General features: G+C 47.7%; 19 protein-coding genes. 11 read left to right on the top strand and 8 right to left on the bottom strand.

Annotated elements, in window-relative coordinates:
* From NH568_RS05365 to NH568_RS05350, 4 genes are read left to right on the top strand one after another with little or no spacing between them, the layout of a single operon-like run.
* The gene (locus NH568_RS05365) at positions 1-1,278 is read left to right on the top strand and encodes a cyclopropane-fatty-acyl-phospholipid synthase family protein (protein WP_253045233.1); all 1,278 of its coding nucleotides are present in this window, start codon (positions 1-3) and stop codon (positions 1,276-1,278) included.
* Positions 1,256-1,768, top strand: coding sequence for a DUF2878 domain-containing protein (locus NH568_RS05360; RefSeq protein ID WP_253045231.1), 513 nt, complete (start codon positions 1,256-1,258; stop codon positions 1,766-1,768). Before NH568_RS05365 ends, NH568_RS05360 begins: the two co-directional genes overlap by 23 nt.
* On the top strand, positions 1,761-2,336 hold the full coding sequence (locus NH568_RS05355) for a chalcone isomerase family protein (RefSeq protein ID WP_253045229.1): 576 nt from the start codon (positions 1,761-1,763) through the stop codon (positions 2,334-2,336). Before NH568_RS05360 ends, NH568_RS05355 begins: the two co-directional genes overlap by 8 nt.
* 6 nt (positions 2,337-2,342) lie before the next feature.
* Positions 2,343-2,870: a DUF3833 domain-containing protein gene (locus NH568_RS05350; RefSeq protein ID WP_253045227.1), complete on the top strand. Its 528-nt coding sequence runs from the start codon at positions 2,343-2,345 to the stop codon at positions 2,868-2,870.
* Positions 2,871-2,938: 68 nt separating this feature from the next.
* Here the strand turns inward: NH568_RS05350 and NH568_RS05345 are convergent, their stop codons facing one another.
* Both NH568_RS05345 and NH568_RS05340 read right to left on the bottom strand, forming a co-directional pair.
* Entirely contained in the window at positions 2,939-4,102 is a 1,164-nt protein-coding gene (locus NH568_RS05345; protein ID WP_253045223.1) for a putative manganese transporter, read from the bottom strand.
* Positions 4,103-4,173: 71 nt separating this feature from the next.
* The gene (locus tag NH568_RS05340; protein WP_253045221.1) at positions 4,174-5,805 is read right to left on the bottom strand and encodes a M28 family peptidase; all 1,632 of its coding nucleotides are present in this window, start codon (positions 5,803-5,805) and stop codon (positions 4,174-4,176) included.
* Positions 5,806-5,989: 184 nt separating this feature from the next.
* On the opposite strand from NH568_RS05340, the gene NH568_RS05335 reads away from it, so the two are divergent.
* The 3 genes from NH568_RS05335 to NH568_RS05325 are packed head-to-tail and all read left to right on the top strand — an operon-like array spanning position 5,990 to position 8,794.
* Positions 5,990-6,811 (top strand): DUF3025 domain-containing protein, encoded by an 822-nt coding sequence (locus NH568_RS05335; protein ID WP_253045219.1) that lies wholly within the window; start codon positions 5,990-5,992, stop codon positions 6,809-6,811.
* Complete coding sequence (locus tag NH568_RS05330) at positions 6,808-7,593, top strand: ATP-binding cassette domain-containing protein (RefSeq protein WP_253045217.1); 786 nt, start codon at positions 6,808-6,810, stop codon at positions 7,591-7,593. Before NH568_RS05335 ends, NH568_RS05330 begins: the two co-directional genes overlap by 4 nt.
* Positions 7,586-8,794: an ABC transporter permease gene (locus NH568_RS05325; protein WP_253045214.1), complete on the top strand. Its 1,209-nt coding sequence runs from the start codon at positions 7,586-7,588 to the stop codon at positions 8,792-8,794. The genes NH568_RS05330 and NH568_RS05325 overlap by 8 nt, the downstream gene beginning before the upstream one ends.
* A 41-nt stretch (positions 8,795-8,835) precedes the next feature.
* On the opposite strand, the gene NH568_RS05320 is transcribed toward NH568_RS05325, so the two are convergent.
* The 3 genes from NH568_RS05320 to tsaA all read right to left on the bottom strand — a co-directional run bounded on the left by NH568_RS05320 (position 8,836) and on the right by tsaA (position 12,360).
* Complete coding sequence (locus tag NH568_RS05320; RefSeq protein WP_138552467.1) at positions 8,836-9,636, bottom strand: UDP-2,3-diacylglucosamine diphosphatase; 801 nt, start codon at positions 9,634-9,636, stop codon at positions 8,836-8,838.
* Between the two features lie 131 nt (positions 9,637-9,767).
* Positions 9,768-11,492, bottom strand: coding sequence for a proline--tRNA ligase (locus tag NH568_RS05315; protein WP_253045211.1), 1,725 nt, complete (start codon positions 11,490-11,492; stop codon positions 9,768-9,770).
* Positions 11,493-11,649: 157 nt separating this feature from the next.
* Positions 11,650-12,360 carry a tRNA (N6-threonylcarbamoyladenosine(37)-N6)-methyltransferase TrmO gene (gene tsaA / locus NH568_RS05310; RefSeq protein ID WP_253045207.1) on the bottom strand — a complete coding sequence of 237 codons (711 nt, stop codon included), beginning with the start codon at positions 12,358-12,360 and terminating at the stop codon, positions 11,650-11,652.
* 150 nt (positions 12,361-12,510) lie between these two features.
* Here tsaA and NH568_RS05305 point away from each other — a divergent pair, with 150 nt between their 5' ends.
* Positions 12,511-12,864, top strand: coding sequence for a hypothetical protein (locus tag NH568_RS05305; RefSeq protein WP_138552470.1), 354 nt, complete (start codon positions 12,511-12,513; stop codon positions 12,862-12,864).
* On the opposite strand, the gene NH568_RS05300 is transcribed toward NH568_RS05305, so the two are convergent.
* On the bottom strand, positions 12,861-13,622 hold the full coding sequence (locus NH568_RS05300; protein WP_253045204.1) for a response regulator: 762 nt from the start codon (positions 13,620-13,622) through the stop codon (positions 12,861-12,863). The genes NH568_RS05305 and NH568_RS05300 overlap by 4 nt on opposite strands.
* A 331-nt stretch (positions 13,623-13,953) precedes the next feature.
* Between NH568_RS05300 and NH568_RS05295 the strand changes: the two genes are divergently transcribed.
* Complete coding sequence (locus tag NH568_RS05295; RefSeq protein WP_253045202.1) at positions 13,954-14,748, top strand: MipA/OmpV family protein; 795 nt, start codon at positions 13,954-13,956, stop codon at positions 14,746-14,748.
* A gap of 40 nt (positions 14,749-14,788) precedes the next feature.
* Here the strand turns inward: NH568_RS05295 and NH568_RS05290 are convergent, their stop codons facing one another.
* The gene (locus NH568_RS05290) at positions 14,789-15,271 is read right to left on the bottom strand and encodes an acyl-CoA thioesterase (RefSeq protein ID WP_253045198.1); all 483 of its coding nucleotides are present in this window, start codon (positions 15,269-15,271) and stop codon (positions 14,789-14,791) included.
* A gap of 117 nt (positions 15,272-15,388) precedes the next feature.
* Positions 15,389-17,038, bottom strand: coding sequence for an electron transfer flavoprotein-ubiquinone oxidoreductase (locus NH568_RS05285; RefSeq protein ID WP_253045195.1), 1,650 nt, complete (start codon positions 17,036-17,038; stop codon positions 15,389-15,391).
* A 176-nt stretch (positions 17,039-17,214) separates the two neighbouring features.
* Here NH568_RS05285 and NH568_RS05280 point away from each other — a divergent pair, with 176 nt between their 5' ends.
* Together NH568_RS05280 and NH568_RS05275 are read left to right on the top strand one after the other, a co-directional pair.
* The gene (locus NH568_RS05280) at positions 17,215-17,967 is read left to right on the top strand and encodes an electron transfer flavoprotein subunit beta/FixA family protein (RefSeq protein WP_253045193.1); all 753 of its coding nucleotides are present in this window, start codon (positions 17,215-17,217) and stop codon (positions 17,965-17,967) included.
* Complete coding sequence (locus NH568_RS05275) at positions 17,964-18,890, top strand: FAD-binding protein (RefSeq protein WP_253045189.1); 927 nt, start codon at positions 17,964-17,966, stop codon at positions 18,888-18,890. Before NH568_RS05280 ends, NH568_RS05275 begins: the two co-directional genes overlap by 4 nt.
* Positions 18,891-19,195 lie beyond the last annotated feature (305 nt).

Raw genomic sequence — 19,195 nt, 5'->3', positions numbered from 1 at the left:
ATGGAACAAAATAGCCAAACCATCTCTAAGCCTGCCACTGTATCTTGGTGGCGCCAGTTGATGATTAATAAAGCCAGAGCGTTCATTTTTAAGCTACTGAAAAATCTCGAGCATGATCGGCTAGAGATCATAGAAGGAAGCGAGAAAGTGTTACTGGGTGCGATGCAACCACGGCTCCAGGCGACCATCTTCGTGAGCGATCCCAGCTTTTATATTGACGTGCTCAAAGGAGGGGGAATAGGTGCGGCTGAGGCTTTTATCGATGGAAAATGGGCCACTCCGGAGCTGACTAAGGTGATCCGTATATTTGCCTGCGCTCAGTCTCAGTTAGACGAGCTAGAGGGGAAAATGTCTTGGCTTACTGCGCTTAAAAATAAGGTATTTCACTTTGGCAATCGCAACAGTGAATCAGGCTCCAAGCAAAATATTCTTGCCCATTATGATTTGAGCAACGATTTGTACCAGGCTTTCCTGGATCCGACCATGATGTACTCCAGTGCTGTGTTTGAGACATTGGATCAACCGCTTGAACAGGCCCAGCACAACAAACTGAAGGTCATTTGTGACAAGCTTGAGCTGAGTCCTGATGACCATCTGTTGGAAATTGGCACTGGCTGGGGCGCACTGGCCATATTTGCAGCGCAAAATTACGGCTGTAAAGTTACAACCACTACCATATCAGATGCCCAGCACGACTTTACCGCACAACGAATTAAAACTGCCGGCCTGGAAACGCAGGTTACTTTGTTGAAGCAGGATTACCGGTTGCTGGAAGGCGAGTTCGATAAACTGGTGTCTATTGAGATGATAGAAGCAGTTGGACATAGTTATATGGCGGGTTTTTTTGCCAAGTGTAGTAGTTTGCTAAAAGATGACGGCTTAATGTTGCTTCAGGCTATCACCATTTCAGATGGGCGCTATGACCACTATCGAAACAACGTTGACTTTATTCAACGCTATATTTTTCCTGGTGGTTGTCTTCCGTCAGTTGCGGTGATGTCTGCGCATCTGGGTACTCAAACAAATATGGTTGTGCGTGACATCGACGACATTGGCTTGCATTATGCGCAGACACTCAAGCGCTGGCGGTTGCAGTTCGAGCAAAACTGGCAACAGATCCGTACTTTCGGTTTTGACGAGCGCTTCAGGCGCCTATGGCTCTTTTATCTGCAGTATTGTGAGGGCGCCTTCCTTGAGCGAGTGATCAGCACACATCATCTCGTTGCCCGTAAGCCCAGATACGTTGGGGTCAACGATGCGCAATTTCTGGCTAATTAACCTTGTCATTTTTCAATCTGTCTGGTGGCTTAGCGCACTGTTCACTCACCAGGCAGTCATCGCGGTAGTCGTTATTATGGCTCTGCATTTTGCACTTTCACCTAGCCGAAAAGCAGATGTGGTCAGTTTAACGATTTTACCTGTGGGATTAGTGGTCGACCAAACGCTTGCAGCACTTGGTGTTATCTCCTTTGTTGATGGTCAGCCTTGGTTGCCATTGTGGTTAGCGTTGTTGTGGGCGCATTTCCTGTTAACTCTGAATCATAGCCTTAGCTGGCTGGGGCGCTTCAATGTGGGCGTTCAGGCAATGACAGGCGCGGTATTTGGTGCCCTGAGCTATATCGGCGGTATCAAGCTGGGAGCTCTCAACAGTTCGCTGTCTCTTATTAATGTGTTTTTAGTGTTCGCCGCTGTGTGGGCGATAGTGTTACCCCTGGTGGTCTACCTAAATACACGCCTGAATACGCAATCGGGGGTTCAACATGTTTAGTCGATTAGGTCGAAAATTAATAACGGCAGCTGCCATATTGGTAGCGGCTCAGGCAGGGGCATCAACTGCTACGCAATTGCCAACGCTTGAGCTACGTGGAACTGCAGAATTACGATATCTGTTTTGGGACATATACTCCGCTGCGCTTTATACATCAGGGGGGAGGTATCAGGAAACAGAGTTTCCGCAAGTACTCAAATTGACCTACAAGCGTGACATTGAGGCGCAAGAGCTGGTCGATGCAACGCGAGAGCAATGGCAAAAACAAAAACTTAAGCTTGATAACAGCGAACAGTGGCTCAGACAGCTTGGTCAACTTTGGCCTGATATCCGTAAAGGAAATCAACTGATATTAGTCGTTGATAAAGAGCAACAGAGCCGTTTTTACTTTCGTCCTGAAGCACCAGAGACGTTGAAAGTATCTCTTTCAGAGTCTGCACTTAAAGAATCCGCTCGGTTTCTGGGCGCGATTAATGACAGTGCCTTTGGCCCTGCATTTTTGGGGATCTGGCTGTCTGAAAAAACCACTGAGCCCAAGCTGAGAAAACAGCTTATAGGGAAAAGGTAAATTACAATGAAACTACTAACGACTATTGTGCTGATGTTGCTATTGAGTGGTTGCACCAGCAAAACGATTGCGGACTACAGTGATACCAAGCCTGAACTTGCATTGGAGCAATTCTTTGAAGGAGAGCTGACAGCCTATGGGATAGTGCTGGACCGCAGTGGTAATTTGACCCGGCGCTTTGAGGCCGATCTGATAGGTAACTGGCAGGGTAATAAAGGTGAGTTAAAAGAGTGGTTTCGATTCGACGATGGAGAGAAATCGACGAGAGTATGGCAGCTGGAAAAAACCGCAGGCAATCGCTATCAAGGTACGGCAGGCGACGTTATTGGTGTGGCGCAGGGAGAAATCGCCGGGTCTGCTTTGTACTGGCGATATCAGCTGGAGATCCAATATCAGGGCAAGCCACTGGAAGTCACCCTGGATGACTGGATGTATCTGGTCAATGAAAAGCGATTATTCAATCGCACAGAAATCATAAAGTGGGGTTTTAAAGTTGGTGAAGTGATATTGATCATCGAAAAACATGAAGCCTAGTTTTTAGCACCACTTCATTTGTCACCATGTAGTTAACAAGGCCTGCGTCTGCAGGCCTTTTGCTTTTACTATACGGCAAAGTAGTACAGGCCATATCCGACAAGAAGCGCGGGTATGGCGGAATAAACTGTTGCCAAAACAGCTGCCCCAGGTGCCAGCGCAAGGGCAGGAAACAACGCGTCACCATCGTTAGCAACCGCATTTGCCGCCAGTGCACTGAAAGGTAAAATCCCCTGAATGTAAAGAGTGGTCACCACTATTTGCGGCCCACAGCCAGGTAGTAACCCAATGGCAACCGCGATAAGAGGGGCAAATACTGCGTACTCAGAAAACCAGGCTGCCAGATCCAGGCCAAACAGCGCAACAGACAGCTCGTAGAGCATAAAGCTGGCAACAACCCAGGCGGTGACAAAGTGGGTGTCGTGTATGACTTTAGCCAGTTTGGATGGGGGATCCTGTTCATCATCTTCAGCTGTGACTTCGCGGTAACTTTGCCCCTTCGAAGAAAGTGCCCAGATAGTGAGCGCAAATATGGCTAAGGCAGCCCCTGCCAGCTCTACAGGCTGTGTGAAGACGCCCAGGTTTGTGTTAAACGCAATCAGCAACGCAATGATTAGACTGGGTATAAGTGCCCAGCGCCAGACCGGCTCACTGAAGCGAATGGCAGCAGAGGGCGCTTTGCATTGTATGGCGTTTTTACTTTGCAGGTTTGGCTGGCAAAACTCAGGCTTGTGGAGCAAGTTTACAGTCAAACCACTGGCAATGCCTACAGCGATACCTAAAGCGATAATTATCAACCCTTCGAGAGGTTGTTTTGCCAAGAGTAAAAAAGCAGCATCCCCCATGGTGGCCGTTAGTACAGCAACCACAGAAGCAAAGCTTGCCTGTCCTTTGGTAAACTGCGTGACCACTATGATTGCGCCGCCGCAGCCCGGCAGTGCACCCAGCACCGCTGCCATTGCAATTTCCAGCACAGGGGACTTGGCTTTCAGGTAACTGAGTTCCAGTTGAGGTAACCTGTCGATCAAAAAGTAATAGATTGCCAGTGTTCCGGCAACAAACACACTTACCTGAAAAAATGCGTCGGCGAGTGTTGCGATAGTAAGGGCGCGCAGAGGCTCAAAGGCGGCAGCCAGGCAGAGTAAAAATGGCAGTAATAATCGTTTGTTTGCCAGCAAGGAGGAGAGTGCAGATCTGCTTCTGGTTGTTACAGAATAGGATTGTGAGAGCATAAAAGTGCAACCGATTGAAAACACAGTTGCACTTTAGAATGATATTAAATGAAAATCAATATCATTTGTATTTATTTGTTGCGTTGGAACTCAGAGGTTGCTTTCCACGTAGGCCAGTCGCTCTGCTGAGAAATGTCGTAGCCAACCTGGAAGAATAACTGAAGATCCTGTACGGCACCGCTTAAGTCCCACTCATCACGGTAGCGATCACAAGGTTGGTGATAGCAGCCACGTAGCACTAAGCTCATGCGCTTACGGTATTGTGCTGTGGCTTCGTCACGTGCTTCTGTTCCACCACCGGCATACATGGCCGGAACACCCATGTTGGCAAAGGCAAAGTGATCAGAGCGGTAGTAGCCGCCAGCTGCCGGACGTGGATCGCCAGAGACAAGGCGGTTTTGTGCTTTCGCGGCGGTTTCCAGCATTTCGTCCAGTGATGATTTACCAATACCCACGACGCTGATGTCTTTTACTTTACCCAGTAGGTTAAGGCTGTCCATGTTGATGTTGGCAACCGTTTTATCGGCTGGGATAACCGGGTTTGCGGCGTAGAACTTTGAGCCCAGCAGGCCCTGTTCTTCGGCGGTAACAGCCAGGAACGTGACTGAACGGTCTGGTTTAACGGGCAGCTTGCTGAAAGCTTCAGCGACTTCGATCATGCCACCTGTGCCGGTTGCATTGTCATGAGCACCGTTATAAATTTTATCACCTTTGCGGTTAGGATCTGTGCCTAAGTGATCCCAGTGAGCTGAGTAGATGATGTGCTCGTCACTGTGCTTTGCACCAGGCAAAGTCGCGATGAAGTTATAAGACGTTGAAGTGCTGATCTTACTTTTTACAGTAACAGACGCTGTTAAATCGCCCATGTCTGCATGGTACGCACCAGCAGCGGCTTTTTCTTTTGCTTCGGCAAAGTCCAGGCCAGCTTTTGCAAACAGCTCTTTGGCAACATCACTGGTTACCCAGCCCTCAACAGCGACGCGGTCCATGTTGTTGTTTTCTTTCTGGAAGCCAAACTGAGGACCACTCCACGAATTCTCAACAACGCTCCAAGGGTAAGAAGCTGGTGCGGTTTCGTGAACGATAATAGCACCTGCAGCGCCCTGACGGCTTGCTTCTTCATATTTGTAAGTCCAGCGACCATAGTAAGTCATGGCTTCACCCGTGAACAAAGCAGGGTCTTTACGTGCAAAGCCCGGATCGTTTACCAGCATGACCACAGTTTTGCCACGTACATCCAGACCTTCGTAGTCGTTCCAGTCATATTCAGGTGCATTGACACCATAACCGACAAACACCAGTTCAGAATCTTTAATCGACTCTAATTTACTGATACGACCCGTGCCCATTACCATGTCTTTTTTATATTCGTAGTCTTTACCACCAATACTTAGCGTCATGTTCGGATCGGCTTCGATAGATACCAAAGGGACCTCCTGGAAGAAGCTGTCACCATTGCCTGGTTGGAAACCCAACTCGGTGAAATGCTTTTTCAGATAGGCCAGAGTAAGTTCTTCGCCTTTGGTAGAAGGGGCACGACCACCAAACTCGTCAGAGGCCAGAGTTTTAATGTGGGTTGCCAGTTGGTCGGCATTGATGCTGTTATAAGCGGCGGTTACATCGCCAGGCTGATTGGTTTGTGTTGCCATACAGCCAGCTAACACAGCAACAGACAGTGCGCTTAGCGCTAGTTTTAGTTTCATAGTGTTATTTATCTTCGCTTGTTGTTATATGCCGCTAGTATAACGTTATTTACACTGATATTTCGACTTTTGGCGATAATTGACGAAATTGGCGATTTACTAAACAAAGTAAGCTTGGGGTATTGGGTTCGGGTGAGGTAAAATGCCAGCTTTGAACACTGCCTGAGAAAGACATATCGGCAATATGAATAAATTCACCGCGCCAGAGCACTGGCATGCAGACCTGTTCAGTCAGGCACCTTTTGAACATTTAGAAGAACTGTTTTCACTTAGCCACCAAACTGACTGGCCGTCATTTGACTGGCTGAATGGCCAAAAAGATCAGCAACACAATCGGGATGTGGTATTTACACCCAATAGTGAGCTGGAAGGCGAAACTCTGTATTACGAAGAGATCATTGCACAGACAAATCGTATTCCCACCCGCGAAAACAACTGGCATGATTTTTTTGGTGCCCTTATCTGGTGCCTGTTTCCACAAACGAAGTCTTTGCTGAATCGATTGCATATGCAGGAAATCGGCGAACATGGCCTGAAGCAGCGTAGTAAAAAGCGCAATGCGCTGACATTATTCGACGAATGCGGGGTGGTATTGGCGGTACCTGATATCAGCTGGCAAACGGCATTACGTGCCCACCAATGGCAGGAAGTATTTTATGAATACAGTGCGATGTGGCATCACAACCTGCTACCCTTTGTATTTGGTCATGCAAACTACGAAATGCTGACTAAGCCTTTTACCGGTCTTACGGGCAAGGTCATATGCATCGAAGTAGATGAAGCTTTTTATCACTTGCCTTTAAAGCTTCAGTATCGTCATTTAGACCAGAAACTGGTCAATATGATAGAACGTCAGGGGTTGCTGGACAACAATAAGCATATGTCACCTTTACCCTTACTTGGGATACCCCAATGGCATCAAGGTCAGCAGGACCTGGCTTTTTATAGCGATACCGATTATTTCCGCCCCAAACGACTACCGGCAGCAAAAAAGGACACACAGTGATACAGGTTGAGGGTTTAAAAAAGCGCTTTAAGCTCAGCAGGGAGCACAACAAAAATAAAACCAGTGACGACCCCAGAGAAAGAGACGGTTATTTTCATTCGGTTGAATCTGTGTCGTTTCAGTGTCAAAGAGGGGAAGTATTGGGGTTACTCGGCCCTAATGGGGCTGGTAAAACAACCACGCTCAGGTTGCTGTCAACGGCACTGTCTCCTGACAGCGGGGCTATCATTGTCGCCGGGCAAGATATCGTCAAAAACCCGCTACATGGCAGGCGTCATATCGGCTTTTTGTCTGGCACTACCGGCTTGTATGGGCGCCTGAGTGCAAAAGAAAATGTCGAGTACTTTGCCAGATTACATGGCCTTAGAGGCAAAGAGTTAAAGACCCGCTGTGAACTATTGTTCGAAACGCTGGATATGACCTCGTTCCTGGATAAGCGCTCAGACAGCTTATCTACCGGCATGAAACAGAAAACCAGTATAGCCCGAGCGGTAATTCATGACCCACAGGTGGTCATCCTGGACGAGCCAACAACAGGTCTGGATATTATGACCAAGCAAACGTTACTGTCTTTTATCAGGCAATTAAAAGAGCAGGGCACGCCGGTCATATTCTCTACGCATCACCTTGATGAAGTCGATATGTTATGTGATCGGGTGTGTGTGATTGACAAAGGCATCAGCTGTTTTGAAGGCAGCCTGACCGCTTTTCGCGAGCAGGGGCAAAACAGCGAGCTCAATCAGGCGTTTTTAACTATCATTCAGGGAGAGCGATATGTTTGAAGTCATGCTGAAGGAGCTGCGCGAATTACTAAGAGACCGCAAAACATTGTTTTTTGTGATTGCGCTTCCCATCGTTATCTTTCCAGTTTTATTTGCTTTTGTCGCTTTTCTGACTTCTAAAGCAGCTTTAGAGGCAGAGCAAAAGGTTCATACGTTCTATGTGGTTAACGAGGACTTTGCCCGTCCTTTCGCCGAGACCTTGTTCTATCATCGCAGTTTTAAACGCTATGAGGGCGATACTAAGCTCGACAGTGTTGACGCACTCAGTGATGCTGTCAGAAGAGGTATTATTGACGTGGGGATCTACATTCCGTCAACTCCCAAGGAACAGGTGACTCTGGGTGAACAAACCCGGTTTCAGGTGGTCTTTAATGATGCGCAGTCTATTAATTTTATTTATGGCCGGATAAAAAAGGCCATTGACGAGTATTCGGCCAAACTGACAGAGCAGGCTCTCACTGAACTGGGTGTTGAAGCGAATAAACAAGCGGCTGTACTTAAACCTGTAATAATGGAAAAAGTGGACACGGCTGACAGGCGCGAAAACATTGGTGAGAAAATCGGTGCGTTTATTCCCTACATGCTGATCCCGCTGGTATTGATGGGCGCCAGTTACCCTGCAATTGATCTGGGTGCTGGTGAGAAAGAGCGCGGTACGCTGGAAACCTTACTACTGACACCGCTGACTCGCACTCAATTGGTGCTGGGCAAGTTTCTGACCATTCTTATTAGCTCTATTGCCTGTGCTTTGGTCACTGTGTCTAGCATGGCCATCTGGATTGGGATTGCCAGTGGGTTTGGTACATTGGATCCTATCCTGAGTGCATTTTCGAGTGTCACACAGTGGGATTTTCTGCTGATTTTTGCTCTGTTATTACCCGTTGCCATGATGCTGTCGTCTCTGGTGCTGGCGATTTCCATTTATGCTCGCAGCTTTAAAGAGGCACAAAATTACATGGGACCGCTGAGTATGTTGGTGTTTGTGCCTATTGTGGTTTCCGTTTTGCCGAATATGACTTTAAATGCCAAAACCGCTTGGATCCCAATCACTAATGTGGCGCTGGCCATCAAGGAAATTGTTAAAGGGACGGTTGATTACCAGGCGGTTGCGTTGATCTTTTTAGCTTCAACTCTGCTCGCTGCGGCTCTGTTGGGTTGCTGTGTACGCTGGTTCAGTCGCGAATCCGTATTATTCAGATAAATTGGTAGCATGGATAATGCCATGCTACCTCATGCGGTAATTCAGGCTGCCTTGACATCCTCGGGGGAGGCAGCTTCAGGCTCGACCACGGTCAACACCTTCTTAATGTCAGACCAATGCAGTAATTCAATTCGGCCTTGTTCATTTTCTACCAGCGCAGTGCAGTTTTCTATCCAGTCGCCATCATTGCAGTACACGATACCATCCATGACAGCAATTCTTGGTTGATGTATGTGACCGCAAATAATGCCATCAACACCGCGTTTTTTTGCTTCGTGCACCGCTGCTTGTTCAAAAGCATGGATTGCTTCACGGGCCTTGTGAACCCGGTTTTTTAACCACGAAGCCAAAGACCAATAGTGCCCGCCATAAAGCCTGCGTACTCGATTGGTCCAGCGGTTAAGAAACAGCAAGAAATCATAGGCTGCATCGCCTATGATGCTGATCAGTTTGTTATAGCGGGTTGCTGAGTCAAAATCATCACCATGTAACAACAAAAATTGTTTGCCCGCAGATGTGGTATGAATATAAGTTTTGTGTACTTCAACATGAAACAGGGTTTTACCTACGTAATTGCGGAAAGTTTCATCGTGATTACCGGGAATGTAAATGACTTTAGTGCCATTTTCAGCCTTGCGTTGAATACATTCGAGTACCTGGTAGTGGCTGGAGTGCCAGAAAAACTGCCGTTTGAGTGACCACAGGTCTACGATATCACCGACAAGATACAGGGTGTCGCAACGTGTGCTGTTTAGAAAGTCCAGCAGAAACTCGGCTTTGCAGTCTTTATAGCCCAGATGTACATCAGAGATCCAAATTGTTGGATAGTAGGTTTGTGTCATAGCCATACTCTCGAGCGTAATAAGCCCTAAGTTAGAGACGAGGGATGACAAAAACAGGGCAGTTAAGAGAAGCTATTGTGACAGTGAGGATAAAGCAGAGCACAGCTCAGTGCACTCTGCCGGAAAAGGGGTTATTTACCCAATGCTTTTGCGATCTCAGCTACCGCAGAGTCAATGTCCAGCATCAGTTTTTCACCAGTACGGCGGTTCTTAAGCTCTACCTGGTTGTTATCCAGGTTACGCTCGCCGATCACCAGTGTAAAAGGCACACCCAATAGCTCCATGTCGTTAAACATCACACCCGGACGCTCTTTACGATCGTCGAATAGTACTTCAACACCAGCCGCTTGCAGGTCAGTATAAAACTTTTGTGCAATATCCGGGATGCGATGCGATTTATGCATATTCATTGGTACGATAGCCAGCTCAAACGGCGCTATGGCCTGTGGCCACTTAATACCGTAATCGTCATTATTCTGCTCGATGGCAGCCGCAACGATACGCGAAACACCAATACCGTAACAGCCCATGGTCATGACCTGGTTTTTTCCACTTTCGCCTAGGACGCCAGCGCTCATGGCTTCTGAGTACTTAGTGCCTAGCTGGAAAATGTGACCAACCTCAATACCACGTTTGATCTGTAGTGTGCCTTTACCACACGGGCTTGGATCGCCTTCAACCACATTGCGCAGATCTGCAACCGTATAGTCTGTAACATCACGATCCCAGTTAATACCGCTGTAGTGAACGCCATTTTTGTTCGCACCTGCAACGAAGTCTGCCATGACAGCAGCGCTGCGGTCGACGATAACAGGCATGCTCAGACCAACCGGGCCCAGTGAGCCTGGCTTAGCACCAATTGCAGCAACGATGTCTTCTTCTTTTGCCATTTCCAGTGGTGAATCAACCAGAGGAAGTTTCTCAGCTTTCAGCTCATTCAGCTCGTGATCGCCACGCAGGATAAGCGCAACCAGACCACGCTTATCGTCTTCGTCCGGCGCGCCGTAGACTATCAGAGTCTTCACGCCACGATGTGGTTTAACACCATACTTTGCTTTTAATTCGGCTATCGTGTTGGCTTCAGGCGTATCGAAAGTATTCAGTTCTTTCGAAGGCTCAGGGCGAGACTCAGAGGGCGCAACGGCTTCGGCCTTTTCGATGTTAGCTGCATAGTCACTTTCAGTGCTGAAAGCGATGGCATCTTCACCCGATTCAGCCAAGACGTGAAACTCGTGAGACACACTACCACCGATTGAGCCTGTATCTGCGATAACCGGGCGGTAATCCAGGCCCAGGCGTTCAAAGATATTGCAGTAGGCCTGGTGCATTGCCTGATAGGTTTTTTCCAGGCACGCTTCGTCCAGGTGGAAAGAGTAAGCATCTTTCATGGTGAATTCACGGGCACGCATTACACCAAAACGAGGGCGTACTTCGTCACGGACTTTGGTCTGAACCTGATATAAGGTCAGTGGCAGTTGTTTGTAGCTGCTGACTTCACGGCGCACCAGATCAGTGATCACTTCTTCGTGGGTTGGGCCCAGTGCGAACGGACGATTGTGTCTGTCATTGATACGCAGTAGCTCAGGACCGAATTGCTCCCAACGGCCCGACTCTTGCCATAAGTCGGCGGGCTGAATGATGGGCATCAGCATTTCAATGGCGCCGGCTTTGTCCATTTCTTCACGGACGATTTTTTCTACTTTACGCAGCACTTTCAGGCCGGAAGGTAACCAAGTGTATAAACCGGAGGCTAATTTGCGGATCATGCCCGCGCGTAACATCAGCTGATGGCTGATCACTTCTGCATCTGCAGGCGTCTCTTTTTGAGTCGCTAAAATATATTGACTGGTACGCATACTTGTTCCGTTCAATTGATGATTACTCAGGCCTCGGCCAAAGTAGTCATACGTTGTTGTAGTATTTTTGTCGGGTTAGTTTAACAGTGCTAAAACCGCTTAAAAAGCTTTATTTATCGCGAAAAAGCGACAGTTCAGATAGCTGAGGGATTTTTGTTCAATCCGACTCTGCCTGGGCTACTTCAAGGACATGGTTGTGTTCGCCATCTACTTGCCAGCGAATATTAAAGTCATACAGGTTCATGCCATAGTTTTGCGGATTTTCCTGTTTTTTCTTATATGCAGGGCGAGGGTCTTGTTTGAGCACGTTACTAATAAAGTCCCTTAAATCCGGGTAATCACCCTGTTTAGAGATAAAATCTTCGGCCTGTTCACTGAAAGTCACCGTCATTTGCGTCTCGGGGCGGGTATCTGCAAAACCCGCTGCAGCACCGGCCAGAGCATCTGAATAGGGTAAATAGGGTTTAATATCGACTATCGGCGTGCCGTCGAGCAAGTCTATTCCAGATAGCAGTAGTGCGAGTTGACCATTTTTGTACTCGACACCTTCGAGCTTTACGGCACTCATACCAATGCCATTTGGTCTGAAGGTGGCGCGGGTTGCGAATACGCCTTTGCGCGCATTGCCGCCTAACCGTGGCGGTCGTACCAAAGCAGAGTACCCTTTGTCGGCGGTCTCGTGAAAGCGGAATAACAACCACAGGTGGCTAAACTCCTCAATACCGCGTACAAACTCTTCTCGGTTAAAGTCTGCACAGAATACCAGCTTAGCTTTGGCTTCTGGTACAAGGCGAGGTTGTCTTGGAATGGCAAACTTTTGTTTGTAGGGTGAATGGATCACACCAATGGGCTGTATATCGAAGTGCACGCAATATTCCGGCTAGTAAATTTGCGCGTATTGTAGCGATCTAAAAGCGTAGTAACAAATGGAACTGACTCTGAGCTGTAATCCTGTGTAATTCCCCAGTTTGCTGTTTGTAGCTAGGATCGGGTTATTACATAATGTATTGGTTTGAAAATGTTTAGTATAGAAAGTGCTCCGCAGTCTGAGCAAAAAGGTCGCCTTGTTTCCAATATGATGGAGCCGACATACAGTCGTCTGGTAAGTAGTATTTGCCGTCGGGTTTTTACTGAGCAGTCTCCGGTAATGCCTTTAGTCGTGGAGCAGCTCTGTAAACGTCGTGTGTTTTTACAACCATTATTTGCAGGAGTAGGAGATGGGACGGTCCGGGCTACTCAACTCAATTCGGCATTGCAATGTGAAATCGAGCTGGTTGTGAGTAAAGTCATGTCGCAATGTGATATGCCACGCCACGAGCTTATCAGGCAAACAAATACAACAATGTTCGAGCTGGCCAGGCAAGCTATCTAATTATTATCTACCACGTCCGGGGCTGCGTTATCCAGGTGTATCATCAGTTTGTCCAGGTTCTTACGAACCTGCTCGCTGCATTTATCCAGCTCAAAGCGCACGCCCAGCAAACAGTCTTGCTCTGGGCCTTCGTTTGCTTCTATACGCACAATCGACCCATACAAAGGGGAAATACTCAAAGCGTGAGGGCCGTTAAAGTTGTCAAAGCTCAGGTTGAATTCGGTGGTTTTGTATAGTTTAAGCGCGTCCACATAATCAGAATAAACCTGCATACCGGTGTGGCTGATGTTATTTACCTTGGCTTCAAGCAGGGCGTCGGATGCAACAATACGCAATGCGTGTGATGGCAAGTCAGAATGGCGCACTGAGTTACGTTTACAAGCGCCATTCCAGGATTTATTCACAGCAGCTTCAAGTTTTTCTGCCCTAAACGGCTTGACGACAAAGTGGCTAACGCCATTTTTGATCGCGGTTATCACAAAATCGCGCTCACCGTTAGAGGTCATCATGATAAAAGGCAGGTCTTTAAATTTTGCGCTATTGCGGACTCGGTAGAGCAGCTCTTCGCCATTCATTTCAGGCATTTGCCAGTCAGAAATAATAATGTCGACGGGCTTTGACTCGAGGATCTGAATTGCCTGCTTACCATTAGCTGCCATGATCACCTGATCTGACCCCAGGCGTGTCTTTATGATATTACGTACGACATTGCGCACTGCGGTACAATCGTCTACCACTAAAAACCGGACATTTCTCACTACTATTTGCTCTTTCTTTGACCACAATTTAAGCCGGCGGCAATCATAGCACAGCTCTTACCAGCAGGTAAGAGCTACACTGGATAAATTTAAACCGTTCCAAAATGGGTGACTTAAATACATGAAGGCGCCTGAAATGTGAATAACTGTTGTGGTATGGCGCACAAAGTTACAGTTGCTCACAAGACCCTCACTGAGTTTTGCATGTTTTTATCACATCATGAGTACGTGGAGTTCAAGGGGAAGTCGGCGCATTTGCTTAGCCGTTATCGGCAGACTCCCGAACTTTCAATCTCAGCGCAATAACACTTTTAGAGACTAGGAGCTCAGAATGATCGGGATATTTAAAAACTCAGTGGCCATGGCTGGCGGTTTATTTTTGGGTCTGGCAAGCATGTATGGTAACGCCTCCGAGCAAGGGCAGGATGACTGGGAAGTCAAAATTGGTGCAGGTGTATTAGTGGCAGACTTGCCCTGGAAGGGAGTTGGCAACGAAGTGGCGATAGTGCCGATGGCCGACATCAAAAAAGGTAATTGGTTTTCCAATGAAGACAGTACCATCGGTTATCAGTTTTTGAACTTGAATGATACTTTTACCGCCTACGCTGGTCTTGGCTATCGCAACGAAGGGTATGATAGTCTGTTTGGTAACACCAGCTCAGACAGTAAGGTGTTTGACGGCTATGACGCACCTGATGGTGAGTTAGTGTTGAACTATGGTGCCAGATTCTTATGGTTCGGTGTATCCGGACATACCGATTTGTCTGACGAATCAGACGCCACCAATTTTGCACTCAGTGCAGAAGTTCCTTTGTATGAAAGTGCTCATGGATTTGGTATTTCGGCACAGGCACAGGTGCGCTGGCTGGATTCAGATTACGTGAATACCGTATACGGGATCAGCGGCAAAAATATCAATGCATCAGTTGGGCGTACAGCGTATCAGACTGACGACAGTGCCGTGAACGTCACGTTTGGCTTAAACGCCTACTACCAGCTGACGCCAGAAGTTACCTTGATAGCCAGTGTAAGCAGAACAGAGCTGGATAGCGTTATCAGCAAGAGCCCTCTGGTGGGTGATGACACTATGGATGTGGCCTTTATCGGCGCATTGTACACCTTTTAAGCGTAAATACCAGACTCGCAAAACCACTGTACACACTGGATCAGTCACCCTGATCCAGTGTATTTTGTAACAATGATTCGGTCTGAATCGCAATTTCTTTCATCTTAATGGCATATTGTTCCAGCGATTTTTGTTCCTGGGTTTTCGCTTCATACTTGGCAACCGGGATAGGGTAGCCAGCTTGGTCCATGGCAATAAAGCTGATGATGCAATGATTGGTTTCGACCATGTGTTGCTTTTGTGGGTCGCCACAACGTACCTGAATAAAAATTTGCATGCTGGTTTTGCCGGTATGGGCAATGCGTGCAGAAACTTCAACAATTTGGCCAACCAAAATTGGGCGGTGAAAACGCACGCCCGCGACGGAAACCGTAACACAATAGGCGCCACTCCAGCCTGCAGCACAGGCATAGCCCGCCTGATCGATCCATTTCATTACTACGCCACCGTGGACTTTACCGCCAAAGTTCACGTCGGTTGGCTCGGCTAAAAAGCGAAACACCACTTCAGATTGCTGCGCCATAGGGCACCTCATATTCCAAAAAACGTTTGCTTAAGTATAGAAAAAAAGGGGCATTTTGCCCCGGCAATTTAGGATAAATAGCATTTGTGGCAGGTCAGGGACACCTGCCAGCTTAACTTACATGTTGGGATAGTTAGGACCACCTGCGCCTTCTGGCGTCACCCAGGTGATATTTTGACTCGGATCTTTGATGTCACAGGTCTTACAGTGAACGCAGTTTTGCCCGTTAATCACAAACTGTTTAGCGCCGTTTTCATCTTCGTTGACCTCGTACACCCCTGCCGGACAGTAACGCTGTGCAGGCTCAGCATACTGCTCAAGGTTTACCTTGATAGGAATAGAGGCATCTTTAAGTTGCAAATGACAGGGCTGCTCTTCTTCATGGTTAGTATTGGATAAAAACACAGACGACAGCTTGTCAAAACTCAGTTTACCGTCCGGTTTAGGATAGTTAATTTCCTGAGAGTCTTTTGCCAGCCTGAGAGAAGCATGATCCAGCGTGGTATCTTTGAGTGTGAATGGCAATGAACCTGAAAACAGGTTTTGGTCAACCATGTTGTAGGCACCACCCAATATGCGACCAAACTTGTGCATGGCCGGGCCAAAGTTACGTGACTGGTAAAGCTCGTCATACAGCCAGCTGCTTTTGAAGTTATCGGCAAACTCGCTTAAATCTGCGCGAAGGTTTTCTTCCCCTAGCGCAGCTAAAATGGTATCCGCAGCTATCATACCCGACTTCATTGCCGTGTGATTGCCTTTGATTTTGGCAAAGTTCAGAGTACCGGCATCACAGCCAACCAGCAAACCGCCCGGGAAGTGCATTTTAGGCAACGCATGTAGACCCCCTTTGGCAATCGCTCGGGCACCGTATGCAACGCGTTCACCCCCTTCCAGCGTGTCTTTAAAGACTTGTTGATGTTTCATGCGCTGAAACTCGTCAAACGGGCTCAGGTAGGGGTTTTTGTAGTTAAGATCTATGATTAATCCGACTACGACTTGATTATTCTCAGCATGATACATAAACGACCCACCGTGGGTTTCGTTATCGAGCGGCCAGCCCGTACCATGGACAACTTTGCCTTCCTGGTGTTTTGCAGGGTCTATCTGCCAGATCTCTTTAAAGCCAATACCGTAGTGCTGAGGGGTTGCATCTTTATCCAGGGCGAACTGGCTGATCAGCTGTTTGCCCAAGTGGCCACGACAACCCTCTGCAAATACTGTGTATTTGGCTCTCAGTTCCATACCGGGCATGTAACTGTCTTTTGGCTCACCATCTTTGCCAACACCCATATCACCGGTGATGATGCCTTTCACTTCATCATCTTCGACTATCAGCGAGTGCGCGCTGAATCCGGGGAATACTTCCACACCCAGTTGCTCAGCCTGCTCAGCCAGCCAGCGACAGACATTGCCCATAGACACAATATAATTGCCATCATTTTTAAAGGTCTTAGGAACAGCAAAATGCGGGATGCTGGTCGCTTTGCTCTGATCTTTAAACAGGTAGATTTCGTCTTCAGTCACTTTTGTGGTGACAGGGGCATTTTTTTCAGCCCAACCCGGGATTAATTCGTCCAGCGCTTTAGTTTCAAAGACAGCACCAGACAAAATATGTGCTCCGACCTCTGAGCCTTTTTCAACGACACAGATCATCAGTTCTTGTTGTTTTTCCTGTGCCTGTTGTGCAAGTCGGATCGCGCACGATAAGCCCGCAGGGCCCGCGCCAACGATCACGACATCAAATTCCATGGTTTCGCGTTCGACCATTTTTACCTCACATAGATTGACGGTAGTTTAACTAAAACGAGGCTTTAGTTTTGTTAAGGTTAAGCTAAGGTTATTTTAGGTTGACGTTTACGTCAACAGGAAGTAGTCTGGATTCATTAAATTGTTTTGTTGACGTTTACGTCAGCCCTATAGAATAACCAGATGATGGAGTAACCATGAAAGTACTTGTGCCAATCAAACGCGTGATTGACTACAATGTCAAGGCAAGAGTCAAGGCCGACAACAGTGATGTTGATCTGGCCAATGTAAAAATGGCAATGAACCCGTTCTGTGAGATAGCGGTAGAAGAAGCAATCCGCCTTAAAGAAGCCGGTACCGCCAGCGAAGTAATTGCAGTATCAATCGGCGATAAAGCTTGTCAGGAACAACTGCGTACGGCACTTGCTCTGGGCGCTGACAAAGCCATTCATATTGAAACAGATGCTAAGCTGGAGTCGCTTCACGTTGCTAAACTACTGGCAAAGCTGGTAGAGCAAGAAAGCCCTGAACTGGTTATTCTGGGCAAACAATCTATCGATTCTGACAACAATCAAACTGGTCAGATGTTAGCAGCACTTACTAAACGCCCTCAGGGCACGTTTGCGTCTAAAGTCGAAATTGCTGACGGCAAAGCGGTTGTCACGCGTGAAGTAGATGGTGGTCTGCAAACGGTAGCACTTAACCTGCCAGCGGTTGTAACTACAGATCTGCGTCTGAATGAGCCGCGCTATGCATCTCTGCCAAACATTATGAAAGCCAAACGTAAACCACTTGATGTGATTGCAGCAGATACGCTGGGTGTAGATCTGGCGCCGCGTGTGGAGCTGGTTCGTGTGGCAGAGCCGGCTAAACGTGAAGCGGGTATCGTTGTTGAAAGTGTAGAAGAACTGGTTAATAAACTAAAAACTGAAGCTAAGGTGATCTCATGAGCGTACTAGTTATTGCTGAACACGAAAATGGTGTATTAAAGCCAGAAACGGCAAAAGTGGTTCATGCGGCGAGCAAGCTTGGCGCAGAGATCCATGTTCTGGTCGCGGGTCATAACGTTGGATCGGTGGCTGAGGCTGCGGCACAAATCGCAGGCGTAACGGCGGTCAAGTTGGCGGATGACGGCGCGCTTGATCATCAGTTGGCTGAAAGCACAGCGGATTTGGTTATCACACTTGCTGAAGGTTACAGCCATGTTCTGGCTGCGGCATCGACTACAGGCAAAAATATCATGCCTCGCGTTGCGGCCTTGCTGGATAAGTCGCAAATTTCTGAAATTGTAGACGTGGTAGATGCAGACACCTTTATGCGTCCCATCTATGCTGGTAACGCCATTGCTACGGTTAAATCATTAGAAGCACAAAAAGTTATCACCGTGCGTGCCAGTGCGTTTGATGCGGCCGGTGAGCAAGCCCCTGTTGCTGTTGAATCACTTACTACGTCGGTTGAAAACACCAGCAGCAGCTTTGTTGGTGTTGAACAAACTGAATCAGAGCGCCCTGAGCTGACGGCAGCACCTGTGGTTATTTCTGGCGGTCGCGGCATGCAAAACGGGGAGAACTTCTCACTGTTGGAAGGCATAGCAGACAAATTAGGGGCAGCCATTGGTGCGTCACGTGCTGCGGTTGACGCAGGCTTCGTACCAAATGATATGCAGGTTGGTCAGACGGGTAAAATTGTAGCGCCAGACCTGTACATTGCCGTGGGGATCAGCGGTGCGATTCAGCATCTGGCCGGTATGAAAGATTCAAAAGTCATCGTTGCTATCAATAAAGACCCGGAAGCGCCCATCTTCCAGGTGGCAGACTATGGCCTGGTGGCTGATTTGTTCGAGGTTTTACCTCAGTTCGAACAAGCCCTGTAACAACAAATTCTGGTTGTTAAAGCCGTGAGCACCTATGTGCCGCGGCTTTTTTCGTTTATATCGGCACAGAGGCGAAATCATCGCCTATTTAGTCACGGGGTCAAAACAGCTCATACAAGTCAGCAAGCATGCGACATATGCGCATTTATTTCAAAAAAACCACCGTGTTACCGCACTGACAGGGGTCATTTTAGCTCAATGTGGTGTAAAAACACTCAATTTGGTGGCATATGAGTCGTGTTCTCTATCAGGCTGCAATAATTCGTTCATTGAGCACCGTTAAGGTCGTCCCGAAATTTATTAAA

The organism is Pseudoalteromonas sp. XMcav2-N (assembly GCF_024124545.1).
Taxonomy (GTDB): domain Bacteria; phylum Pseudomonadota; class Gammaproteobacteria; order Enterobacterales; family Alteromonadaceae; genus Pseudoalteromonas.
This window is presented reverse-complemented; position numbering and strand designations above follow the sequence as displayed.